14 protein-coding genes and 1 pseudogene are annotated in these 19,975 nt (G+C 45.5%); 7 read left to right on the forward strand and 8 right to left on the reverse strand.

Features of this window, described 5'->3' with window-relative positions; translation table 11 throughout:
* Nucleotides 1-196: 196 nt before the first annotated feature.
* Complete coding sequence (locus tag DXT99_RS01305; RefSeq protein ID WP_115563695.1) at nt 197-2,632, reverse strand: penicillin acylase family protein; 2,436 nt, start codon at nt 2,630-2,632, stop codon at nt 197-199.
* A gap of 600 nt (nt 2,633-3,232) precedes the next feature.
* Between DXT99_RS01305 and eutB the strand changes: the two are divergent.
* Nucleotides 3,233-4,201 (forward strand): annotated as a pseudogene (eutB, locus tag DXT99_RS01310) (ethanolamine ammonia-lyase subunit EutB); the annotation flags it as partial.
* Between the two features lie 70 nt (nt 4,202-4,271).
* Complete coding sequence (eutC, locus tag DXT99_RS01315) at nt 4,272-5,036, forward strand: ethanolamine ammonia-lyase subunit EutC (protein ID WP_115563696.1); 765 nt, start codon at nt 4,272-4,274, stop codon at nt 5,034-5,036.
* A gap of 71 nt (nt 5,037-5,107) precedes the next feature.
* On the opposite strand, the gene DXT99_RS01320 is transcribed toward eutC, so the two are convergent.
* From DXT99_RS01320 to DXT99_RS01330, 3 genes are read right to left on the reverse strand one after another with little or no spacing between them, the layout of a single operon-like run.
* On the reverse strand, nt 5,108-6,076 hold the full coding sequence (locus tag DXT99_RS01320) for a transglutaminase family protein (protein ID WP_115563697.1): 969 nt from the start codon (nt 6,074-6,076) through the stop codon (nt 5,108-5,110).
* 9 nt (nt 6,077-6,085) lie between these two features.
* Complete coding sequence (locus DXT99_RS01325) at nt 6,086-7,021, reverse strand: alpha-E domain-containing protein (RefSeq protein WP_115563698.1); 936 nt, start codon at nt 7,019-7,021, stop codon at nt 6,086-6,088.
* A gap of 42 nt (nt 7,022-7,063) precedes the next feature.
* The gene (locus DXT99_RS01330) at nt 7,064-8,410 is read right to left on the reverse strand and encodes a circularly permuted type 2 ATP-grasp protein (RefSeq protein WP_246000386.1); all 1,347 of its coding nucleotides are present in this window, start codon (nt 8,408-8,410) and stop codon (nt 7,064-7,066) included.
* A 288-nt stretch (nt 8,411-8,698) separates the two neighbouring features.
* On the opposite strand from DXT99_RS01330, the gene DXT99_RS01335 reads away from it, so the two are divergent.
* Nucleotides 8,699-9,442, forward strand: a complete 744-nt coding sequence (locus tag DXT99_RS01335; protein WP_115563700.1) for a peptidase — start codon at nt 8,699-8,701, stop codon at nt 9,440-9,442.
* Entirely contained in the window at nt 9,439-10,281 is an 843-nt protein-coding gene (locus DXT99_RS01340; RefSeq protein WP_115563701.1) for a transglutaminase-like domain-containing protein, read from the forward strand. The genes DXT99_RS01335 and DXT99_RS01340 overlap by 4 nt, the downstream gene beginning before the upstream one ends.
* A 246-nt stretch (nt 10,282-10,527) precedes the next feature.
* Here the strand turns inward: DXT99_RS01340 and DXT99_RS01345 are convergent, their stop codons facing one another.
* The gene (locus DXT99_RS01345) at nt 10,528-11,079 is read right to left on the reverse strand and encodes a TetR/AcrR family transcriptional regulator (protein ID WP_115563702.1); all 552 of its coding nucleotides are present in this window, start codon (nt 11,077-11,079) and stop codon (nt 10,528-10,530) included.
* Between the two features lie 260 nt (nt 11,080-11,339).
* Here DXT99_RS01345 and DXT99_RS01350 point away from each other — a divergent pair, with 260 nt between their 5' ends.
* Nucleotides 11,340-11,798 (forward strand): hypothetical protein, encoded by a 459-nt coding sequence (locus tag DXT99_RS01350; RefSeq protein ID WP_115563703.1) that lies wholly within the window; start codon nt 11,340-11,342, stop codon nt 11,796-11,798.
* A 97-nt stretch (nt 11,799-11,895) separates the two neighbouring features.
* On the opposite strand, the gene DXT99_RS27915 is transcribed toward DXT99_RS01350, so the two are convergent.
* Both DXT99_RS27915 and DXT99_RS01360 read right to left on the reverse strand, forming a co-directional pair.
* A complete protein-coding gene (locus DXT99_RS27915) occupies nt 11,896-12,135 on the reverse strand; it encodes a DDE-type integrase/transposase/recombinase (RefSeq protein WP_115563704.1) in 240 nt (79 codons plus the stop codon).
* Between the two features lie 33 nt (nt 12,136-12,168).
* Nucleotides 12,169-12,405 carry a transposase gene (locus tag DXT99_RS01360; protein ID WP_181884988.1) on the reverse strand — a complete coding sequence of 79 codons (237 nt, stop codon included), beginning with the start codon at nt 12,403-12,405 and terminating at the stop codon, nt 12,169-12,171.
* 589 nt (nt 12,406-12,994) lie between these two features.
* Between DXT99_RS01360 and DXT99_RS27670 the strand changes: the two genes are divergently transcribed.
* Both DXT99_RS27670 and DXT99_RS01365 read left to right on the forward strand, forming a co-directional pair.
* Complete coding sequence (locus DXT99_RS27670) at nt 12,995-13,126, forward strand: hypothetical protein (RefSeq protein WP_262511346.1); 132 nt, start codon at nt 12,995-12,997, stop codon at nt 13,124-13,126.
* An 80-nt stretch (nt 13,127-13,206) separates the two neighbouring features.
* On the forward strand, nt 13,207-14,898 hold the full coding sequence (locus tag DXT99_RS01365) for a helicase associated domain-containing protein (RefSeq protein ID WP_115563706.1): 1,692 nt from the start codon (nt 13,207-13,209) through the stop codon (nt 14,896-14,898).
* A gap of 375 nt (nt 14,899-15,273) precedes the next feature.
* Here DXT99_RS01365 and DXT99_RS01370 read toward each other — a convergent pair whose 3' ends face one another.
* Nucleotides 15,274-19,383 (reverse strand): hybrid sensor histidine kinase/response regulator transcription factor, encoded by a 4,110-nt coding sequence (locus DXT99_RS01370; protein WP_220273330.1) that lies wholly within the window; start codon nt 19,381-19,383, stop codon nt 15,274-15,276.
* Nucleotides 19,384-19,975 lie beyond the last annotated feature (592 nt).

The following is a 19,975-nucleotide window of genomic DNA, read 5'->3' on the forward strand; positions in this document are numbered from 1 at the left end:
CTTAAACGACAAGGCACCGCTTTAGCGGTGCCTTGTCGTTTAAGTAATTCAGCCATTTTGAGAAAAAGTTTTGTTAAGGAAGCTGACAAGTGTCAAGCTAAAAGACGAGACGAGTTTACTACTGGGCTAGCGATAGATTTTAACCATTTAAGCATGGCAGATGCTGCTCCGTTTGAGATGCATTAATTATACATAACTACTTTGACACTTTCTTTTTATATGGTTGCAGAATGGTCTCTTCTTTTGTGACTTTTTCAACTTTATCCTTCGAGTAGTAGGCAGGGAAGTATGAATCGTTGGCCCACAACTCAAACAGGTTCTTATAATAAGGGCTGTCAGGATTCCCGGACTGTCCCGGCGCATTCATCATAACCGCTTTGTCCCAATCCCCTACATCCACTATCATCCGGAAGCTGGCACCGCTGGATTGATTATCGTAACCACCTGTAGAGTTGGGTGTGTGGCTGTTGCCTCCTCTGGGTAAGGGGCCGATGTCTACTTTTTCCTTCCATTGCGCATTCACCAGGCCGGGCAGGCGGTTGACCAGGGTGACGTGTTTGTATTTCTCCTGTCCGTATTGCCAGTGCTCCACGGAATAACCCAACCTTTCTTTCAGCTCGTTTACAGCCATTTCAAACGTCTCCCTAAGGAAAGCATCTTTACCTGCCTCAGTGCCAAACTTTTGTTCAGGTTTTTCCAGCCAGCTTATTACCCGGGTCAGCTGCAAGCCAACCAATCCTTTCAATTCTTCAGGAATAAACCTGTTCCGGGCCTCCTGCATAATTTTGCGCTCCCACATGGCATATATGCCTGCCGCTGTAGACTGCTTATCTAATACAAAATTCCAGTTGGTCAGTTGCGCTTTGGCCTGCTGTGGCAACGCGGCATCAAATGCAACAGCATTCAGCATCGGAACCAACGTTCTGGCGGGGATAGAAAAATAATCTGTCTGAAGCGCCATCATTTCTTTCATGGTTATCTTCTCATCTTTTTCCAGCACTTCGTTTATCCTGTTGCCACGGAAGGGATCGGCCCAGGTATAGCCTACGGTATTCCAGCGCGTGTACGTGTCCGGGGTTACGTTTTGGTTGGCCGTTGCAAAGAATCCTTTCCCGGGGTTGAGCATATGCGGCCTTTCTTTGATGGGCAGATAACCGGACCATTCATACCTGCCATCACCGGGTACCGGAACCATACCGCTAAAATGTTTGCGAACAGGTATTATACCCACCACCTGCCAGCCAATATTGCCTTTCTTATCGGCCCATATCATGTTTTCGCCTGGTATATAGCTGTAGCTGCAGGCTTCCCTGAACTCCTCCCAGTTCTTCGCCTGGTTCATGCGCAGGGAGGCAAGATAGGGGGCGCCGCCCGGCTCCAGCCAGGCACCCTTTACGGCATAAGCCTTGTGGTTAACAGAATCGATAAAGGTAACCGGACCGTGGAGGGTGTACCGAAGCGTTACATCTACGGGTTCGGCATCTTTTACAGGAACAGCCTCGTGTAGCTCCGTCATAGTTTGCCATTTCCCATTGTGGCGGTACTGCTTCAGGTTGGCCGGGTTGAGATCATACACATACAGGTCTTCGCCGTCAGTCTCATAGATAGTAAGCCCCCAGGCGCCGTGCTCATTATGGCCAATGGATACTCCCGGAATCTCGGGTTCACCGCCACCAATCACGTTCCAACCGGGGGCCACCAGGTGCACCATGTAGCGTAAAGACGGAACCGCGATGCTACGGTGCGGGTCATTGGCAAGCATGGCATGTCCGCTGGCTGTTCTGCTGCCACTCACAATCCAGTTGTTGCTGCCTTCCAGGCCATGCTCAAAAGGTTGATTGTAAGGATTCTGCTGCAGCAGGTTCAGCCTGTTTAACATACCGGTAGTATCTTTAACCGATGCACTGATATCACCTGGCTCAAAGGTTATTCCTCTTCGGTAGGCATTATAGATTTCCAGAATATCCTTGGAGAGCAGGTCGCCCCGAATGGCGCTGTCAAGTTGTAACTGGGGTTCTTTCGGGTGAAACCACATCAACTCCTTTACCTTGTCTTCCCCGGCTTTGGCCACTGCCATTCCCAGGCTTAGTTCTTCATTTATATTGCCCAATAAGCCCTGATGGCGTGAAATTACTACCTCGGGCGTCCAGTATGCAGGCTTTATTTGGAGAATCCTGAATTCCACCGGCAGTTTTTCCGGTTGCTGGAGCACTTCACCGATGTAGGCATTCACACCCTCCACGTAAGCGTTTATGATGGCCTCTCCCTGCGGGTGATAGTGGTTCAGCTCTTTTTTTATGTTGCCCCTGAATTTAAACAGCCGGGCCCCGATGTCTCTTTTCAGTTCGTCTGGGCCCAGTATTTCGGCCACTGTTCCTGTCGCCTGCCTGCGCCACACCTCAAACTGAAACAGGCGGTCTTTTGCGGCAGCATAGCCTTGTGCAAAAAACAGGTCGTGCTGGTTGGCCGCATAAATATGGTTTACTCCCCATTGGTCGCGAAGTATTTCTACGGGTGCCTTTAGCCCTTTTACATCTAAATTACTTCTGGTTTGAGCCGTTGCGCTGCCGCAGGAAAGCACAGCTACAACTATTATTGCCCAGCTAGCAGCATGTTGGTATAAGTCACGCATAAGAGGTGTTTCTGAAACTATGAAATAGTTTAGATATCCGATTTTGAGGTAGATAAGTGGGTGATAAAATAGTCATTATTTTGCTTCTGTTTTCTGCCGGAGAGTTTTGGTGTAGATCAATGGACTGTATACCGGGTCTTCCGCAGAAACTTATATGACTCAGGGAAGTGCTTGTTTAAATAGGTATTGACTTAGTGACACAAATTTTCATTTTGTTACCGAGTTTAAAATGTAATCAAACATCGTCTAAATTAAACTAGCATTGACTCCCCGTTTAAGAGTAGGTAGAAGTACAGGCACTTCTTTAATTTTAAAATTAAGAAATCTTTATAATTAAAAAATTATTAATTTAATTTATATATTTTAAGTTAATTAACAAAAAATTAATTAATTAGTATTGAATATTTTAATAAATATAGATTATTATTTTATATTTAGCAATATAATGAAATTTATCTAAACGGGAAATAGTTTAGATACGAACTCTCCTCTGGACTTGTACTTCTTTGTACACACGTCTCGCTCCTACATGTGTTTCTGAAAGGTGAAAATCATTGTTATAAGTAATTGAGATGCTCAAGACGAAAAAAGGAATCATTCGTGGCCCGTAAATGTGAAGTCGTGACGCAATTCCGGAACACTATCGGTTTAAGGGGACATCTTTCCACCAGGTTGCAACCGAACCACCCGACAGATGACGCCCGTGGCGTAGCGGCCAGTATAGTAGATGGCTTGCTTTATGGGAGCGGCGATGCTGTTATCGGTATCAACCCGGCTACAGACAGTCCTGCGGTTGTAAGAGGTTTGCTGGAGATGCTGGAGGATGTGCGTGAAAAGTTCAGCATTCCCACGCAGTCCTGTGTGTTGTGCCACCTGACAACAACACTGGAATTACTGAACAAATCGGCTCCTGTCGATCTGACATTTCAGTCTATCGGAGGCACAGAGAAGACCAATACAAGTTTCGGGGTAAATTTAGCCTTACTGGAAGAGGCGTGGCAGGCCACCTTGTCTTTGAACCGGGGTACAGTAGGCAAGCATGTCATGTGTTTCGAGACAGGGCAGGGTAGTTCGCTGTCAGCCAATGCACACCATGGCGTGGATCAGCAAACCTGTGAGGCCCGGGCCTATGCCGTGGCGCGGAAGTATAAACCGCTGTTAGTGAATTCAGTGGTAGGCTTTATAGGCCCTGAGTACCTGTATGACGGAAAACAGATTATCAGGGCTGCCCTAGAGGACCACTTCTGCGGTAAGCTCCTGGGCTTGCCCATGGGAATGGATATTTGCTATACAAACCATGCCGAAGCTGATCAGGATGATATGGACAACCTCCTGACGCTGTTGGGAGTGGCTGGATGTAATTACATTATGGGAGTGCCCGGGGCCGACGATATCATGCTTCATTACCAGTCTACCTCTTTTCATGATGCACTTTACATACGGAAAGTACTTGGGCTTCGCCCGGCGCCTGAATTTGAGCAGTGGCTAGTGGGGCAGGATATCATAGATAGACAGGGACAACTCCAGCCTGCTCAGAAGCAACACCTGCTCATGAAAATCATTAAGTAATTGAACAGTAAATAAATGGCAATCTGGGGTATGTAATCCTGTGTCCTGATGCTATTGTTTGTTTAAACAGATGGATAAACCTAAGAGAAGAAACACTGAAACTGATCCCTGGAGCGGTCTGAAAATGTATACGGCTGCGCGCATTGCGCTCGGCCGGACAGGAACCAGTGTGCCGCTAAAAGAATCCTTCGCTTTCAAGATGGCGCATGCCCATGCACGCGACGCTGTTTATTCAAGCCTCAACTTGGAGGTGCTTTTGCAGGGTCTGCATGCATTTAACCTCCCGGTGCATGTGCTTCACAGCATGGCCAGTGACCGCATGGAGTATTTGCAGCGGCCAGATTTAGGGAGAATGTTAAACCAGGCTTCATCTGAACAGCTTAAGGAGGAGGGAAGCAGCAGTACTGAAATTGCCTTTGTTCTGGCTGATGGCCTGTCGGCGACTGCCGTTAACGAGCATGCTATTCCGTTGCTACAGTTGCTTGTGCCAGCCTTGCGGCAGGCAGGCTTCACGCTCGCTCCTCTTACGGTTGCGGAGCAGGCGCGTGTAGCCATTGCAGACGAAATTGGAGAATTGCTTCATGCGAAACTTTCTATTATCATGATCGGTGAACGCCCTGGGTTAAGTTCCCCAGACAGCTTAGGGGTGTATTTTACCTATGCTCCAAAACCAGGCCTGACCGATGAGGCACGAAACTGCATTTCCAATATTCGGCCCGAAGGACTTCCATATTCTTTGGCTGCAGAAAAGATACTCTACCTAATCCAGGAGGCCATGAGAAAGAAGCTGACAGGTGTAAAGCTAAAAGACGGGATAGGTTTACTACAGGGTTAGCTACAGATTTTAACTGTGTATGCATGCGAGATGCTGGTAAACTCAGCATAACAAAAAGCGGTAAATAAACATTACTGTTGCTGCTGTTGTTGCATTAACTCCAGGTTTCGGCGGTAGCTATTTCCTTGAAAATCGGCGGTAGGTTCAGGTTCTTTCTGCTGAACTACCGGTTTGGTTGTTTCGGATAGGCCGTTATCGTAACTGACAATTACCTGTACCGTCAGTTCATGTTTTGATGGGCCTTTGTATACACCTTTCACGGGGGAGCAATCATTAAAACTCCTGCCAACTGCTAACTTAACATAAGTTTCATTCGCAATGCAATTGTTTGTAGGGTCAAGTCCCAGCCAGCCATAAGATGGGAGGTAAGCTTCTACCCAGGCGTGAGTTGCTCCCTCGCCTCTTATTCCATTCTTATTCGGGCAGATGTAGCCACTCACATACTTGGCTGGTATATCGGCCATACGCAGCATTTGTGCAAGAATATGAGCAAAGTCCTGGCAAACGCCTGCCTTCAGCTGCCATATTTCATTCAGCTGGGTTTGCACTGTAGTAACTCCTTGTATATAATTGAACTTTTCATAAACAAAATTACAACAGTTGAGCGCAGTCCTATAAGGGGTAATATCTGGTTTAAGATGGCCGCCTACAATCTCCTGAAGCTCTGGTAAGCTGTCAAACGTTTCCCATTTCAAATAGTCAATGTAAGGCACCTGAAAACGGAGCTCTTTTATCTCTATCCATTGCTGTTCCGGGTAAGCGGTTTCATCGGGCGGCAGTTCCTTCGCAAAGGTGGCTACTGTAAGTTCAGAGTATATCTCTAACTCCTTGTGGCGTTCACTATAGGTGAAAAAGCCTACTTGGTTGCCGTAGTAATCAATAAAGGTATCTACTTTAGGATTGCCGGAGATTCTCAGGTCATGCTTTAATACCTGCTGATGCTCATCCTGCAGGGGATATAGGATGATATGGTTGACGCTATCCCTTACCAAGGCCTCATACGTATATTTTGTGATGTGCTTTATGTTGAATTCTGGCATGGTTTATATCTAAGACAAATTAAAACATGTTTGATTGATGGCATTACCTATACTGTAGAGCTCGGATTTGATCTCTGCCAGATAAATATGAAGGTCGCCTTTTTTCAGTCCCTTCGTTGAGGTGTATTTTACTTTGCTTTGCAACCTTCCTATAAGAAAAATCAGGTTGGCAGCATTGTAAATTTGCCCGTCTTCTTTCAATCGCTCGAAATACCTGTTCAGGTGGTTCAGCGAATAGATTACTGACCGGGGAAATTCATTATTCAGCACCACCTGTTCCAGCACATTCTCAGCTTCAAAACCCTGCCGATAGGTTTTAAGGTACAGTTCATATCCCCCTATGGAAAGCAACAAATGCTTCCAGTAGGTAGCGTTTGTCAAAAGGTCGGGGTTATGGTCTACCGAGCCAAATTTACTATCCAGTATGTTCACAGACTGGATACTGCGCTCAAGGTATTTTCCTATCCGCATAAAACTACTTCCCTCGTTGCGGGGCATGGTGATCTCTGTGGTGCCGTAAAAAAGCATTCCTTGCTTTATAAGAATATCTAACACGGAGATGGGATCCTCTTTTTTGAGCATGGCAATTAACTTTGGATCTTTAACGGTATGATAATACTCATTCAGGCATTGCCACACATCTTTGGTAATATGGTCCTGCACACTTCTGGCGTTCTCGCGCACCTGAGTGACAATATTCATGATAGAATTGGGGTTTTTCCTTTCGGTAACCATATACAGCAGCACCGCACGGCTGTTGAACTCACTACCATCAAACCCAGCCCATTTGGGACCACAAAAAATACGGATGACCGGACTCCAGGAAAATTCGGAGACTGCGTCCTGAGACGCAGCATAATTTATCTTAAGCATGCGCAGCATACCGTCTGTTCTTTCAATGTAACGGCTGATCCAGTATAAACTTTCTGCAACTCTGCTTAACATATCTCTTCTGTTATATTACTTTACCTAACTAAATTTAAAAACTTAAGATAGCACCCAAGTATCTTTACTGCCGCCGCCCTGCGAACTGTTCACAACCAAAGATCCCTCTTTTAAGGCAACCCTTGTCAGTCCGCCAGGTATAATGTTGATCCCGTTAGGGCCGCACAGGGCAAAGGGCCTGAAATCAACCCTCCTGGGCTGAAGCTCGCCTTGCATATAACATGGTGCTGAAGAAAGGCTAATGGTAGGTTGTGCGATGAACTGCCTTGGGTCCTTCATGATCTCAAGTTTATACGCTTCGATTTCCTCAGGTGAGGAAGCATGCCCCATGAGCATACCATAGCCTCCGCTGCCATTCGTTTGCTTCACTACCATACGGGATATATTATCAAACACATAGGCCCTTTCCTCCGGATTGCCTAATTGGTAGGTAGGTACATTCTTCAGGAGCGGCTCTTCGTTCAGGTAGTATTTGATCATGTCCGGCACATACACATAAATAGCCTTGTCATCTGCCACACCGTTCCCTATGGCATTCACAATCGTCACGTTGCCGCTCCTGTAGGCGTTCATTAAACCGGCTACACCCAGTAAGCTTTTGGAGTTGAACACTAACGGATCAAGGTATTCGTCATCTACCCTGCGGTAAATCACATCTACCTGCTGCAGGCCAGCCGTTGTCCGCATGTATACTTTCTGGTTATCAACAATTAGGTCTGGTCCTTCCACTAGTTCGATACCCATTAAACGGGCAAGGGTGGTGTGCTCAAAATAGGCAGAGTTAAAGCTGCCCGGGCTTAGCAAAACGATGGTAGGGTCTGGAGTCTTTCTTGGCGAAAGCGCCCGCAGATTATTATAGAGCACATCCGGGTATTCTGTCACACTCCTGACTTTGCATTGGGGCAGAAGATCAGGAAAAAGGCGCTTCGTAATTTCTCGGTTTTCCAGCATATAACTCACACCGGAAGGAGTGCGTACATTATCCTCCAAAATATAATAAGTGCCATCATTATCCCTGATCAGGTCAATGCCGGCTATATGAATATAGATATCGTGCGGGACCTTGACATGGCACATTTCCCTGAGAAAATGAGGGCAGGAGTAAATAATGTCGATGGGAACAATACCATCTTTGATAATGAACTGCTCGCTGTACACATCCTTCAGGAACAGGTTTAAGGCTGTTACGCGTTGCTTTATTCCCTTTTCTATGAATTCCCATTCCGCAGATTTGATGATTCTGGGAACAATATCGAAAGGGAAAATTTTTTCTATACCTTCCCCGCTGTTATACACCGTAAACGTGATACCTTGACTCATGAAAAGAGATTTTGACAGCTCCTCTTTTTTATTGAGTTCGTCTATAGATTCCTGGCTTAGGTAATCCATAACGGTTTTATATTCTGTTCGTATCTGTTTTGATTGATCGTACATTTCATCCCAGGTGTTTGCTGGGGGGTTATAATCTTTTGAGTATCCTTTTTCAATCATTTTTAAACCATAGGGTGAAACGGTTTGACAATACCGCTATGTAATAATACAACTTAAAGTTAAACTCATTTTTTACAAATTACGAATAATTGCTTTAATGGATATACAATTTAATAAAAAATAATCTTTATTTGTATAAATTTCGCATTTAAGCAATCCTTATATTAGTAAAATAGAAGCCAATATATGACGTACTGTTTAGGAATAAAGGTTAAAGAGGGCCTTGTAGCAATAGCTGACACAAGGATTACGTCCGGCTCTGACACGACTGAAAAAAAGAAGATACACATACAGCAACGGGACCATTACTCGCTCTTTATTATGACCAGTGGGCTTAGATCCATTCGGGATAAAGCTGTTTTGTATTTCAAGGAGCGAATAGATGAAGGCGTTGAGCACAATAAACTTTATAAGGCAGTAAACGATTTTGGTGCACAGGTGAGGCGTGTGGCAAAAGAGGATAGGGAAGCGCTGGAACATGCCGGTTTTAGGTTTAATCTCAACACCATCATAGGTGGTCAGCTAAAGGATGACGAGGAACATAAGCTCTTCTTATTGTACCCCGAGGGAAACTGGGTTGAGTTAGGCGAGGGAGCCCCTTTTGTGGTCATTGGGAACTCCGGCCATGGAAAAGCAATACTTAACCGAACGCTTACCCGCGACTCCAGCATGCACCTGGCCTTAAAAACTGGTTTTCTTTCTTTTGACTCAACGCGGGCAAGTGCCAATGATGTTGATTTCCCAATTGATGTGGTGTTGTACCGTAACAATAGCTTTCAGATGGTCGAGCATCGGTACGATAAAAAGGACCTGGAAAGTATTTCGGAAGGATGGGCAGAGGAGTTGAAAAAAGCTCTTAAAAATATTCCCAATGATTGGATGGACGCAGCCTTCAATAAAATACCCGTACCCAATAACATGACAATATGAAATTTGAAGTAGCGGCAAATATAGCGTATGAGGCAAAATCGTCTTCTACACTTATTTTGAATGTCCAACCCTATAAGTTTGACGGGCAACTGGTAATTAAGGAAGACTTCCATGTGGATCCTGATTTAAAAATGCAGGAGCTTCTTTCCGATACCGGAGAGAAAAGGTTTCAGGTTGTCGAGGTTGCGGAGGCTGGCAATATCTCGATCCATTATAAAGCCACAGTAGAGAATGAAATAAAGGCTATACCTGCTGAACATCTTGTTGATGTGCCTATTCAGAAGATGCCTGTTGCAGCCTTATCGTATCTGAACCCAAGCCGGTATTGCCAGTCGGACAGGCTATACAAGTTTGCGTCGAATAAATTTGGCAACAAGGAGAGTGCCTTTCACAAAGTTATTGCCATCTGCGACTGGATTAATGACAACGTAGAGTATAGCGGAGGCCACACAAACGCGCAGACTTCTGCTTATGATACCATAACGGAGCAGGTCGGGGTTTGCCGTGATTTTGCGCACCTTGGTGTTGCTTTATGCCGGGCACTAACCATTCCTGCCCGCTACTTAACGTGCTATGCGTATCAGCTTCAACCACCCGACTTTCACGCTTGTTTTGAAGCATATTTGGGAGGGTACTGGATCATTTTTGACGCCACAAAGCTTGCTCCCATCAATGGGTTGATAAAAATTGCGACAGGCCCTGATGCAGCAGATACTGCTTTTGCAGGCACCTTCGGCAATCTGGACTTCCGAAGCCTTGATGTTAGTTCACGCTTTCTGGGCGATGAATTCCAGGGCGTTGACTATAGTACATCTACCCAAGGTTATGCCTATGTGTAACCGGAGAGACACAATTACCACTTTAAAACTGTTCTCCTCTTTATGCGTCTAGTACTGGCAAACACAACAGAAATGGCACCGCACCTTAAGTATATCTACGTGCGCGTCTGAGTGAAGATTGTGCGCTGTAAAAGCCGATAATAAAGTAATACTCGTGAACTTAGGAATGAAAACGGAACCTAGGTAAGTAAACTCAACATACTATACTCTATAATAAACTTGAATCCCAGGTACATTTCATAGCGCTTATCTGTTATCTATCAACTCACCAATGTACTTTTTCTTACTCAAGTCCAGCATCTTTACAAAGTGAGGCTTGTCCGCGCTGGTCAGGTAAGCTTTCCATAGGCCTTCTACCAGCAGCATCAGTACCTCCGTTTCCATCTCCGGCTCCTCATAGCCAAGTTGGGCAAATGCCGCCACAAGCTTTTGCTTGACAGAGTGGGAGAAACGAAGGTGGTGTTTCTGTGCAATTTCTTCGTCCACCAGACGGAACTGCATCCGCCAAAAACTTCGCTCATCCTCCACCAGCTTTAATGGCATGTCCAGCATGTTACTTATAAATTTAGCCGGGTCTTTTTCCTCTATAAGGCTTTTGCTTTTGTCTGTGGCGCGTCTGTATCCTGCCTTCACTATAGCCTCCAGTAAATTCCCTTTACTAACATAGTGCTTGAATATCAGGCCTTCCGATACGCCAGCCGCCTTGGCGATAAGACTTGTCGGAGTAGCTTCATACCCTTTATCAGCGAAAAGATGCAGGGCAGTTTCTAGAATGATTTCTTTTTTCGTCTTCAGCATTTCAGTTTCTTAAAATAAAGATAAATCATCTTTCAAATTCCAAGGAGGGGCGAGACGTGTGTACAAAGAAGTACTAGTCCAGAGGAGAGTTAATGTCTAAATCATTTACCTGTAGATAAATCAAAGTAAAATTGAAATTTTTTTAATTCATATGATATAATATTGAGTTTATTACTACGAAATACTTATTTATTTGTTAATTTTTTACTTAAAAAGAAGGTATTTTGTAAATTAAACATTTATAAATTGCAATGGCTTAGGTGGCAGCATCCGGTGTATTCGGAGTGGGCATACAGGAAACAGTAGCCGATATTTTCCACTTGGGCGGTTCGCTTATTGTAGTGCTGGCCGTGATTAGCATGGAAGAGCCTATGCGCATCTGCCGATACATGAATATTCTACTTCGTCTGGCCGTGGCGGTGGCTCCATGGTTCCTGGGCAACAGCCCAACGGAATTAAGTATGACCGGCGCAGTGCTTGGTTTGGCCGTGGCAGGCCTTGCCTTACCGCTCGGCCTGAAAACGCAATATTATGCAGGATGGAAGAGTACATCAAATAGTAGCCGTATGCGTGCTGCTGATACGCAGCGGGTGCTCTCTGACGGGGAGATAAAAACACGTGTGCGGGAGGTGCTTTATAAAAACATGATCTGTGGCCGGAAAGGAGGCTTCAACTATCACTACACCAAGCCCTCCCCTCAAAGAACCAGTCTATTGTAAAGAAGAATAATGTGGTTTAGGATATCGGAGCTAAAGAAACTGTGCCAGATTAAGGGTAATAAACGACAGGAATTGCAATGCCTCACTGGAGACTTTCTCAGGCCGCCACGGTGGTCGCTTCCGCCTCCATCGTCTCACTCAGCGCCCAGCCCACTATTTTCCGGTCGGCCAGATCCAGTACCACCGTCAGGTAAAGCCAGCCTTCCCCGGTCCTGATGTAGGTTAAATCCGACACCCATTTCTCTGCCGGTCTTGTCGCTTGAAAATCCCTTGACAGGTGATTCTCCGCCACAACATACATGTGGCTGGAGTCGGTGGTCTTCAGTACCTGACACATCTTCTCAGGCGGGGAATTGGATTCGGTACTCCTTTATGAACCCGTATACCGCCCGTCTCCCCTGGAGAAGATGCTCACCGCTTTTTTTAGAATATCGCGCTCCAGCTGCGCCTCCTTCAGCTCCTTTTGCAGCCGCTTTATCTCCCTCTGCTCCTCTGTCAGCCCTTCGGCGGACCGGACTAGCGAGCTGTCTTTCTGCCGCCACTTGCTCAGCCGGCCAGGGTCTATACCCAACTCATCAGCCACTTCTTTTACTGATCCCCTGGCCAATGGCCATCCGCTTGAAGGAGGCGTCAAATACACGTCTATCCATAATAGTCAAATTTAATACCTTTCATAAATCTGCCTATCAAAAGTCTCCAGTCAAATGTAGCAAGTTCAAACGCCTTCTCGCTTTAATTAAGCCATAGTGTAACACAGTCACAAAGGTTTGTTACATGCGTTTTTGCTCATGTAACATGGCATAACACACGTGTTACATGATCACAATCACTTTATCCTCTAGAAATATATATTTGTTTATATGCGAGTGAGCAGTTGCTTTAGTGAGGGAGTGTTGTTCTGGTTAAGGTGAATTTGTGAAAAGAATCAATAGAGGTTGTAGCCTTCCTAAAGAAAGCCAATTACCTAAGAAGTAAAGATTGATTATTGAATTAAATATTTTCATTCCTTCAACGGCTAGTTTGGTGAGACTAAAATCAGCCGTTGAACGCATTTACGCTCTTTTGGCTGCTGCTGCTGGAGAGACTAGTTTAGTTGGCACAGGAGACCGACCTAAAATGAATGCTGGCGTTTGACGCAAAGTCCCCTGTTAGCCCTACACCTATTTAAAGCCAGGCTTCACTAAAAGCCGAGTGCTATGGTGATTGGGAGAACAGCAGGATGGTTAGGCAACTGGAGATTTAGACCTGACGGCACTTCAATATCGAATGGTCTTAAAGGGGGCAACGCAGCAGCCACTGCCCTGAAGGTGAAACTGGTGCTCATTTAATTTCGGGTGATAGAGGTATTTATTTCAGATGGGTGTTAAAGTGAAATCAGCAGTAATGAAATATTCCTTAAAAGGTGGTCATGACATATCAAGGAGAAAGCTTATTCAATAAGGAGTACTTTGACAAGTGGTACTTTAACTATCGGAAGTTGAAGCCTTATGCTAGCAAGAATGAACTCCCCAATGTTAATACTGATAAAGAGCTGGCGCAGTGGGTAAACATCCAGCGGCGCATCAGGCATTTGCTTCCTGATGAGCTAAAGGAGAAACTGGAGGAGTTGAACTGTGTGATAGAGGAAACAACAAATTCCTGGAATGCCATGTACGGGCAGCTGGTCCTTTTCGTGCAGGAGACTGGTCATACCTTCATTCCAGATGATGAGAAGCATGAGCAGCTTAAAGACTGGCTGATGCGGCAAATCATAAACAAAGGACTCCTGTCAGAAAGCCAGCTACAACAATTAGACAGGCTAGAGGTGGACTGGGACATTCCCATCAGCAGGGATCACCGCTGGAATCAGATGTACTGGAGGTTAACAGATTTTTACACAGCCTTTGGCCATTGCCGGGTGCCCAGGCGGTGGCCAGAAGACAAGCAGCTTGCCCTCTGGGTGATCATGCAGCGGAAAATGCACATGAAGGGTAAGTTGAGTGAGGACCGGGAGCGAAGGCTAAACGAACTGAAATTTACCTGGAGCATTCGGGATGTGTATGACGCCCAGTGGGAAGTTTTTTTCCAACAACTGGTCGCGTATAGTAGGAGGCACGGCCACTGCCGGGTGCCGTACAAGCATACAAAGCTGGTCAGCTGGATAGAAAGACAAAGGCTTTCCAGGCAAAAGCATCAGCTGTCACAGGATAGGTACAAGCGGCTGGAAGAGATCGGGTTTATCTGGAGCTGTGACGACATGAAAAGGAGAAGCTGGGAGGAAAGGTATGAACAACTGGAGGAATACAAGAAAAACAACGGCCACTGCTTTGTGCCCACTAATTACAGCGAGAACAAGAGCCTTGGTACTTGGGTAGCAACACAAAGGAGGCTTGAGGCGAAAGGCAAGTTACAGGAAGCAAAGAAGAAGCGGCTGGACCAGTTGGGCTTTTTGTGGGGGAAGGGGGTGAAGCACAAGCTACAGTCGGTTTACGATAAGCAGTGGAACGACAACTTTGAAAAGCTAAAGGCTTACAGGCAGGAGCATGGCAGTTGCCAGGTATCACTAAAAATAGACCCGGTGCTTCAGCAATGGGCCAGCTGGCAGCGCAAGCTCTTCTACAAAGGCAAGCTCTCGCAGGCGCGCATCAATCTTCTTAATGAGATTCACTTTCCGTGGAGTGTGCAGGAGGGGTACTGGATGAAGATGTACGAGGCGCTGGCTGATTTTAGGGTTCAGTTTGGCCACACTTGTGTACCTTTTCGGTGGGAGCCAAATCCACAGCTGGCCGCATGGGTGTACAGGATAAGGGCCAACAAGCAGAGCTTGAATACACAGAAGGTAGAGTTGTTAGAGCAGATTGGTTTCAAATGGACGTTTCGCCGCCGAAGCATCCTTCCATGGGAATCAATGTATAAGCGCTTAATTGAGTTCAAAGAAAATAATGGACATACGCATGTGCCAGTTAAATGGCATGAAGACCAAAAGCTGGGTAAGTGGGTGAGCAGGATGCGGCATGCGAGGGAAAAGCTGGATCCGGAGCGGGTGCTTCTCCTGGAGGCCATAGGCTTTGAATGGGGACACCGGTTTGCCAGTAAAAAAGACAGCCCTACCAACGGTTGATTTGCCATAGTGTATAGGCTCGCTGTTGTCTCCTTTGTTAATATTATGTGACCTTTGATCATAAGGGTCAATAGGATTTATTTGACAGCAGTGGTTGGAGTCTCAACATTCGTTTATAAAATAAATTAAAGATTATAAATCCCCTGTTGTTGCACGGAATAGGTTATCTTATTTGAATAAGATAACAAGCCTCTGGTACCCCCTCTCTTTGTATCAGTAAATGCCTTTTATACAAGTAGAGGCGGCCATTATTGCCACCTCTACCATCTTTTGTCAGGGAGAACTTGTGTTAAATTGTGTGTCCTTTATGGCTTAGAAGAGGCTTTCAGCTATATCGTTTTCCCAGAAGTCCCCTCTTTGCTTATGCGCTGTTCATCAAACGCTGTTCGCAGTTTCGCACTGGTTCAGGTGCGTCTCCATATAAGTTGTTGGAGGTACTCCATGAAGTTCCTTGAAGGCAGTTGAAAAAGATGCAAGGCTTGTGAATCCTACCGCAAAGGCTACTTCAGAAATATTTATATGCTTGCTGGAGAGCAAGCCTGCTGCTTGTTGCAGGCGGATATTCCGTATAAAATCCCGTGTGGTCTGGTTGGTTAACTCCTTCATTTTCCGGTGCAAGTGTACACGGCTAATACCAGCCTCACTGGCAAGCATTTCAACACTCAAGGCAGGATTGGCTATGTTCTGGTTGATAACGTCCAGGAGTTTGGCTAACAACTTTTCATCTGCAGACTTTAGGGCAACCTTCTGTACTTTATCACTATGGTGTTGATTGCCGCTAAAATTGTTTCTAAGCATTTCCCGGTTCCTGATGATATTCTGAACCGTCTTCCTTAAAATTTCAATGTTAAATGGTTTCACAAGATAAGCATCCGCTCCAATACCCAAACCTTCTAAATTATCTTCTTCTTCGGACTTAGCCGTCAGTAGTACAACTGGAATATGGTTTATATTGACGTTTTGTTTGATTTTCCGGCAGAGGGTAATTCCGTCCATCTCCGGCATCATCACATCACTGATAATCAAATCAGGTGTTTTGTTTAACAAAATGGCAAGCGCTTCTTTTCCATTGGCGCTCTCCATCATGTGGTACTCTGCAGCAAACTCCTGGCAGATATACTTCCTGATTTCTTCATCATCATCTACAACAAGCACATGGCTTTTAGTTTTAGATTTCACTTTTACTTTTTCTGCGTCATCTGCTGGTGTTGGTAAGGCAGGAATGGCAGGCTCTGTTTTTGGCACAAGAGCTGTTTGTGCTAACAGTTCTTCTGTCTGTAGGTGATCCTTTCCTAAGGGCAGGCGCATAACAAAGCGGCACCCGCGGCCATCCTTGTTATTTTCTACTCTGATGTTGCCGTGGTGAAGTTCTACAATGGATCGGGTTAGGTTCAGGCCAATGCCTGTGCCTCCCACGAAATGGTTGTGATGTGTTTGGACCTGGTAAAAACACTCAAAAACTTTTTCCTGCTCACCCTCCTCGATGCCGATGCCGTTGTCTGAAATAATTATCTCCACATACTGGCGCTGATCACCTGGCTTGTCTCCGCCTTCCCCGGCATGGAGATAAATATCTATTTCTCCGTTCCTGGGTGTGAACTTAAAGGCATTCGACAGCACATTCAGAATGGCCTTGTCGAAATAAGTGGGATCCACCCACACCGGTAATTGTTCTATAGTGTGGTGGAAGCGGAACATGATATTCTTGGCCTGTGCCTGTTCATCGAATACGGTACAAAGCTCCTGGATGAATCCTACGATTTCAGTTTCCTGGAATTTCAACTGCATTTTTCCCTTATCGATCTTCCGGATATCCATGAGCTGGTTAATGAGAAGCAAAATGCGTTCAGAATTACGCTGCATGGTGGCATAGGACTTCTGGCGCTCCTGGTCTTTGTCTGTTGCTATTAGCTTTTTCAAGGGGCTAATGATCAGGGTCATGGGTGTGCGAATCTCATGAGAGATGTTAATGAAGAACTGCAGTTTGGCATCGATGATCTGCCTGGCATGTAAGTGCTCCTGCATTTTCTGGCGGGTGCGCTGCCGATGGCGAATCTGCATCGCCACCAATATGAAAACGGCTGCCAGTATAAGTCCATAGGCGGCTTTAGCCAGGGGAGAAAAATACCAGGCAGGGGAAACAATAATTGAAATGTCCTTGACAGGTGAATAGTGGCTGTAATCTTTTGCCCTAAACCTGAAGCGATACGTTCCAGGTGACAGATCGGTGAAGTTTACAGTGTTTGTTCCTGGGCGCAGGCTAATCCAATTCCCATCCTGTAGGGAGTACTGGTAAGTAATCCGGTCTGGATTAGCAAAGTCCATGGCAGACAACTCGATGCTGAAGGAGTTATCTTTGTTTGAGAGGTGGAAGCTTTCAGCATCCATTACAGCGGTATCGACAATGTCATACTTGCCGGATTTCATTCCTTTCTTTACAGCCTGGTTGTGTAGGTAAAAGCCTGTGATGCGGACTTCCATTTCTTTTTCGGAAGCGGAAATCACCTCTGGTATTTCTGAGGGATGGAAGTAAGTGATACCATTAATTCCCCCAAAAATGATTTGCTCTTTTCCTGTTACGAATGCTGCTCCCTTACTAAACTCATTTCCCTGTAAGCCGTCGTTAGCATAATAATTGATAAAGCTACTGCGCTTGGAATTCAGCTTGGAGATGCCATAATTCGTGCTGATCCAGATATTGCCGGCATCGTCTCCTTTTATCGCACATATAACATTGCTGGGCAACCCATCATTCATCGTATAGGGCTTTATTTTACCTGTTTTGCTGTCCAGGTGCATCAGGCCCTGCGAAGTACCAATCCAGATGTCCCCTTTTGTATCTTCATACAAGGAGTAGACAATGTAACCATGCAGCAAGCGATTGGTGCCATGCGTGGAAACGAAGCTTTTGGTTTTTAAGTCGAGGCAACCAATACCATCATAGGTGCCGATATAAAGCTTGTCGTTGCTTGTCAGCAGCAGGCTATTGATCCAGCGGTTATGGAGGGTGTTTTCAGTGCCTGTGTTTTGGGAACCTGAAACAGCATCGTAGTGGGTGATCTCTTGCGAGCCTAAGTCCATAGAGAACAAGCCGGCACCCATACTGGCTATCCAGAGCGTCTTTTGCCGGTCTTCCACCATGCTGTAAATCCGCTCCACCTGATCGGAGTTTTCATCTCTTATTCCAGCTACGTATTCACTCTTCCCTGTTTCCCGGTTCACTTTCGCCAAGCCGTGAAGGTACGAACCCAACCAAAGGGTGTGGTTCGAATCCTCGTAAATGCTCATGATAGAGGAGGAGACGGAGGCGGGGTCAGATGTGCGGCTGAAATGCGCTTTTTGCTTTCCATCCGGGCTAACTCCATAAAGGCCGTCGCTATCTGTGCCAATCCAGAGCGTGCCCTCATGGTCTTCAAGAACAGAAAGAATGGCATTAGAGCCGATGGTGTTGTTATGAATTGACTTATAACCGATGTACTCAAACTTACTGGCACTGGCAGGTAACAGCATTACCCCTTTCTGATAAATACCTAACCAAAGGTTGCCCGTCTTGTCCTGCAGAATGGAATGTACTTTTGACTTTTTGAAATCAAAGGTCGCTACATTGAAATTTCCATCCGTTATAGTCTTGTTTTTCAGGTCATAAATTTTAACTCCTTCGCCATCGGTTCCCAGGTAAAGCCTGTTTTCCTGTTTGCTCTGATACATGGAGCTGATGGATAATTTAGGGGAGGGCGAATAGGGAATCTGGGTGAAGACGTCGGTCGCTTTGTTATAGACAAAAAGCCCATTGCTCACCGTACTTACATAGACATTGTCCTCCACATCCTGGCATATGCCAGTGATGGAGCTTCTAGGCAGTTCAGATTCGCGAAAGTTCTTGATTTGCCCATTCTTTCCGATACGGAAGAGCCCTTTGTCCTGTGTGGCTACCCACAGATTCTGATTTGAGTCTTCAAAAAGGAGATCGATGATGCCGGCTGGAAGCTGCAACTTTACTTGCTGTACTTTGGGTTCCGTGCCTTCTAAATCCAGCGAAAATACCCCATAGCCAGAAGTTCCGATTAATACCTCCCCATTCTTCCGTTCCGTTATGCTGAGCACATGCGCATCAAATTTGCCTTTACCCTCCCATAAGATGGGGATTTGCTTAAATGAGTCTGTCGCTTGATCGTATAGCTGCAGGCCATTATAATATCCTACCAGCAGATGGCCCTTCCTGTCCTCGAAAAGGAGACTGACGTAGTTATTCAAAATAGAACGAGGGTCCTGCTGTTCATGCTTATAGATGGTAAATTTTGACCCATCGTATCGGTTTAACCCATCCTCAGTGGCAATCCATATGATACCCCTACTATCCTGGTAAACCTGGTGTATCAGACTGTTGGAGAGCTCCAGGTCAACGGAAAACATTTTCCCGGACTGTGCATACACAGTACTAAACATCCAAAAGAATAGAAAAAGAAGCTTGTATTTGTTTTTCAAAGCAAAGTCATTTATGTATTAACAGGAGTGATTGACTACACCGTTCGGTATAACATTTAGTAAAAATAACAACAATTAGTTGACAGTGTGCTTCCACTTCCACATGTTCTAAGGCCTTCCCCACTTTTGGATGATGAGTTTAATCAATTTTAAAGAAAATTTGTAATTTTTTTAAATCTTCTGATACACTATAAGCGCTTAGTTTCACCTAGCTAGTTCATACTATAAACATATATGATTGAAAAGTGGGATATCCTGTAAGATTATTCCAAAAGATAACAGTTCCCTTTCACGTGCTTCCTGTTTAGCCTGTTGCTTTGAACCCCATTGGCAGGGGAGTGCGCCATCCTGTGTTTATTACACCTGCTATTAGCTCCCAGCATCTGCTTTTGCATCAGGTAAAACAGGTGCAGCCGCAGGGCTTATTAAGTATGGACAATCGATCTTCGCTTTTCGTTCGCTTAACACCAATACTATCCAGCTAATAGCAGCTTCCGAGGTTTAGTGCCGGTGAAAAAGCGCGGCGGCGTTGAAACACAGGGCTATCCAAGTCATGGCTTCTCTTACAGAATTGCAAGCTTGTACCTAAGGC

It is taken from the genome of Pontibacter diazotrophicus, assembly GCF_003367245.1.
GTDB classification, from domain to species: Bacteria; Bacteroidota; Bacteroidia; order Cytophagales; family Hymenobacteraceae; genus Pontibacter; species Pontibacter diazotrophicus.

Bases quoted from the DNA above. Each gene is read 5' to 3' on its own strand.
- DXT99_RS01320 (WP_115563697.1), bottom strand. From the start codon at position 6,076: ATGCCAGAATTCAACATAAAGCACATCACAAAATATACGTATGAGGCC.
- DXT99_RS01335 (WP_115563700.1), top strand. From the start codon at position 8,699: ATGACGTACTGTTTAGGAATAAAGGTTAAAGAGGGCCTTGTAGCAATA.
- DXT99_RS27915 (WP_115563704.1), bottom strand. From the start codon at position 12,135: ATGTGTCAGGTACTGAAGACCACCGACTCCAGCCACATGTATGTTGTG.
- DXT99_RS01330 (WP_246000386.1), bottom strand. From the start codon at position 8,410: ATGGATTACCTAAGCCAGGAATCTATAGACGAACTCAATAAAAAAGAG.
- DXT99_RS01340 (WP_115563701.1), top strand. From the start codon at position 9,439: ATGAAATTTGAAGTAGCGGCAAATATAGCGTATGAGGCAAAATCGTCT.
- eutC (WP_115563696.1), top strand. From the start codon at position 4,272: ATGGATAAACCTAAGAGAAGAAACACTGAAACTGATCCCTGGAGCGGT.
- DXT99_RS01325 (WP_115563698.1), bottom strand. From the start codon at position 7,021: ATGTTAAGCAGAGTTGCAGAAAGTTTATACTGGATCAGCCGTTACATT.
- DXT99_RS01345 (WP_115563702.1), bottom strand. From the start codon at position 11,079: ATGCTGAAGACGAAAAAAGAAATCATTCTAGAAACTGCCCTGCATCTT.
- DXT99_RS01305 (WP_115563695.1), bottom strand. From the start codon at position 2,632: ATGCGTGACTTATACCAACATGCTGCTAGCTGGGCAATAATAGTTGTA.
- DXT99_RS01365 (WP_115563706.1), top strand. From the start codon at position 13,207: ATGACATATCAAGGAGAAAGCTTATTCAATAAGGAGTACTTTGACAAG.
- DXT99_RS27670 (WP_262511346.1), top strand. From the start codon at position 12,995: ATGGTGATTGGGAGAACAGCAGGATGGTTAGGCAACTGGAGATTTAGA.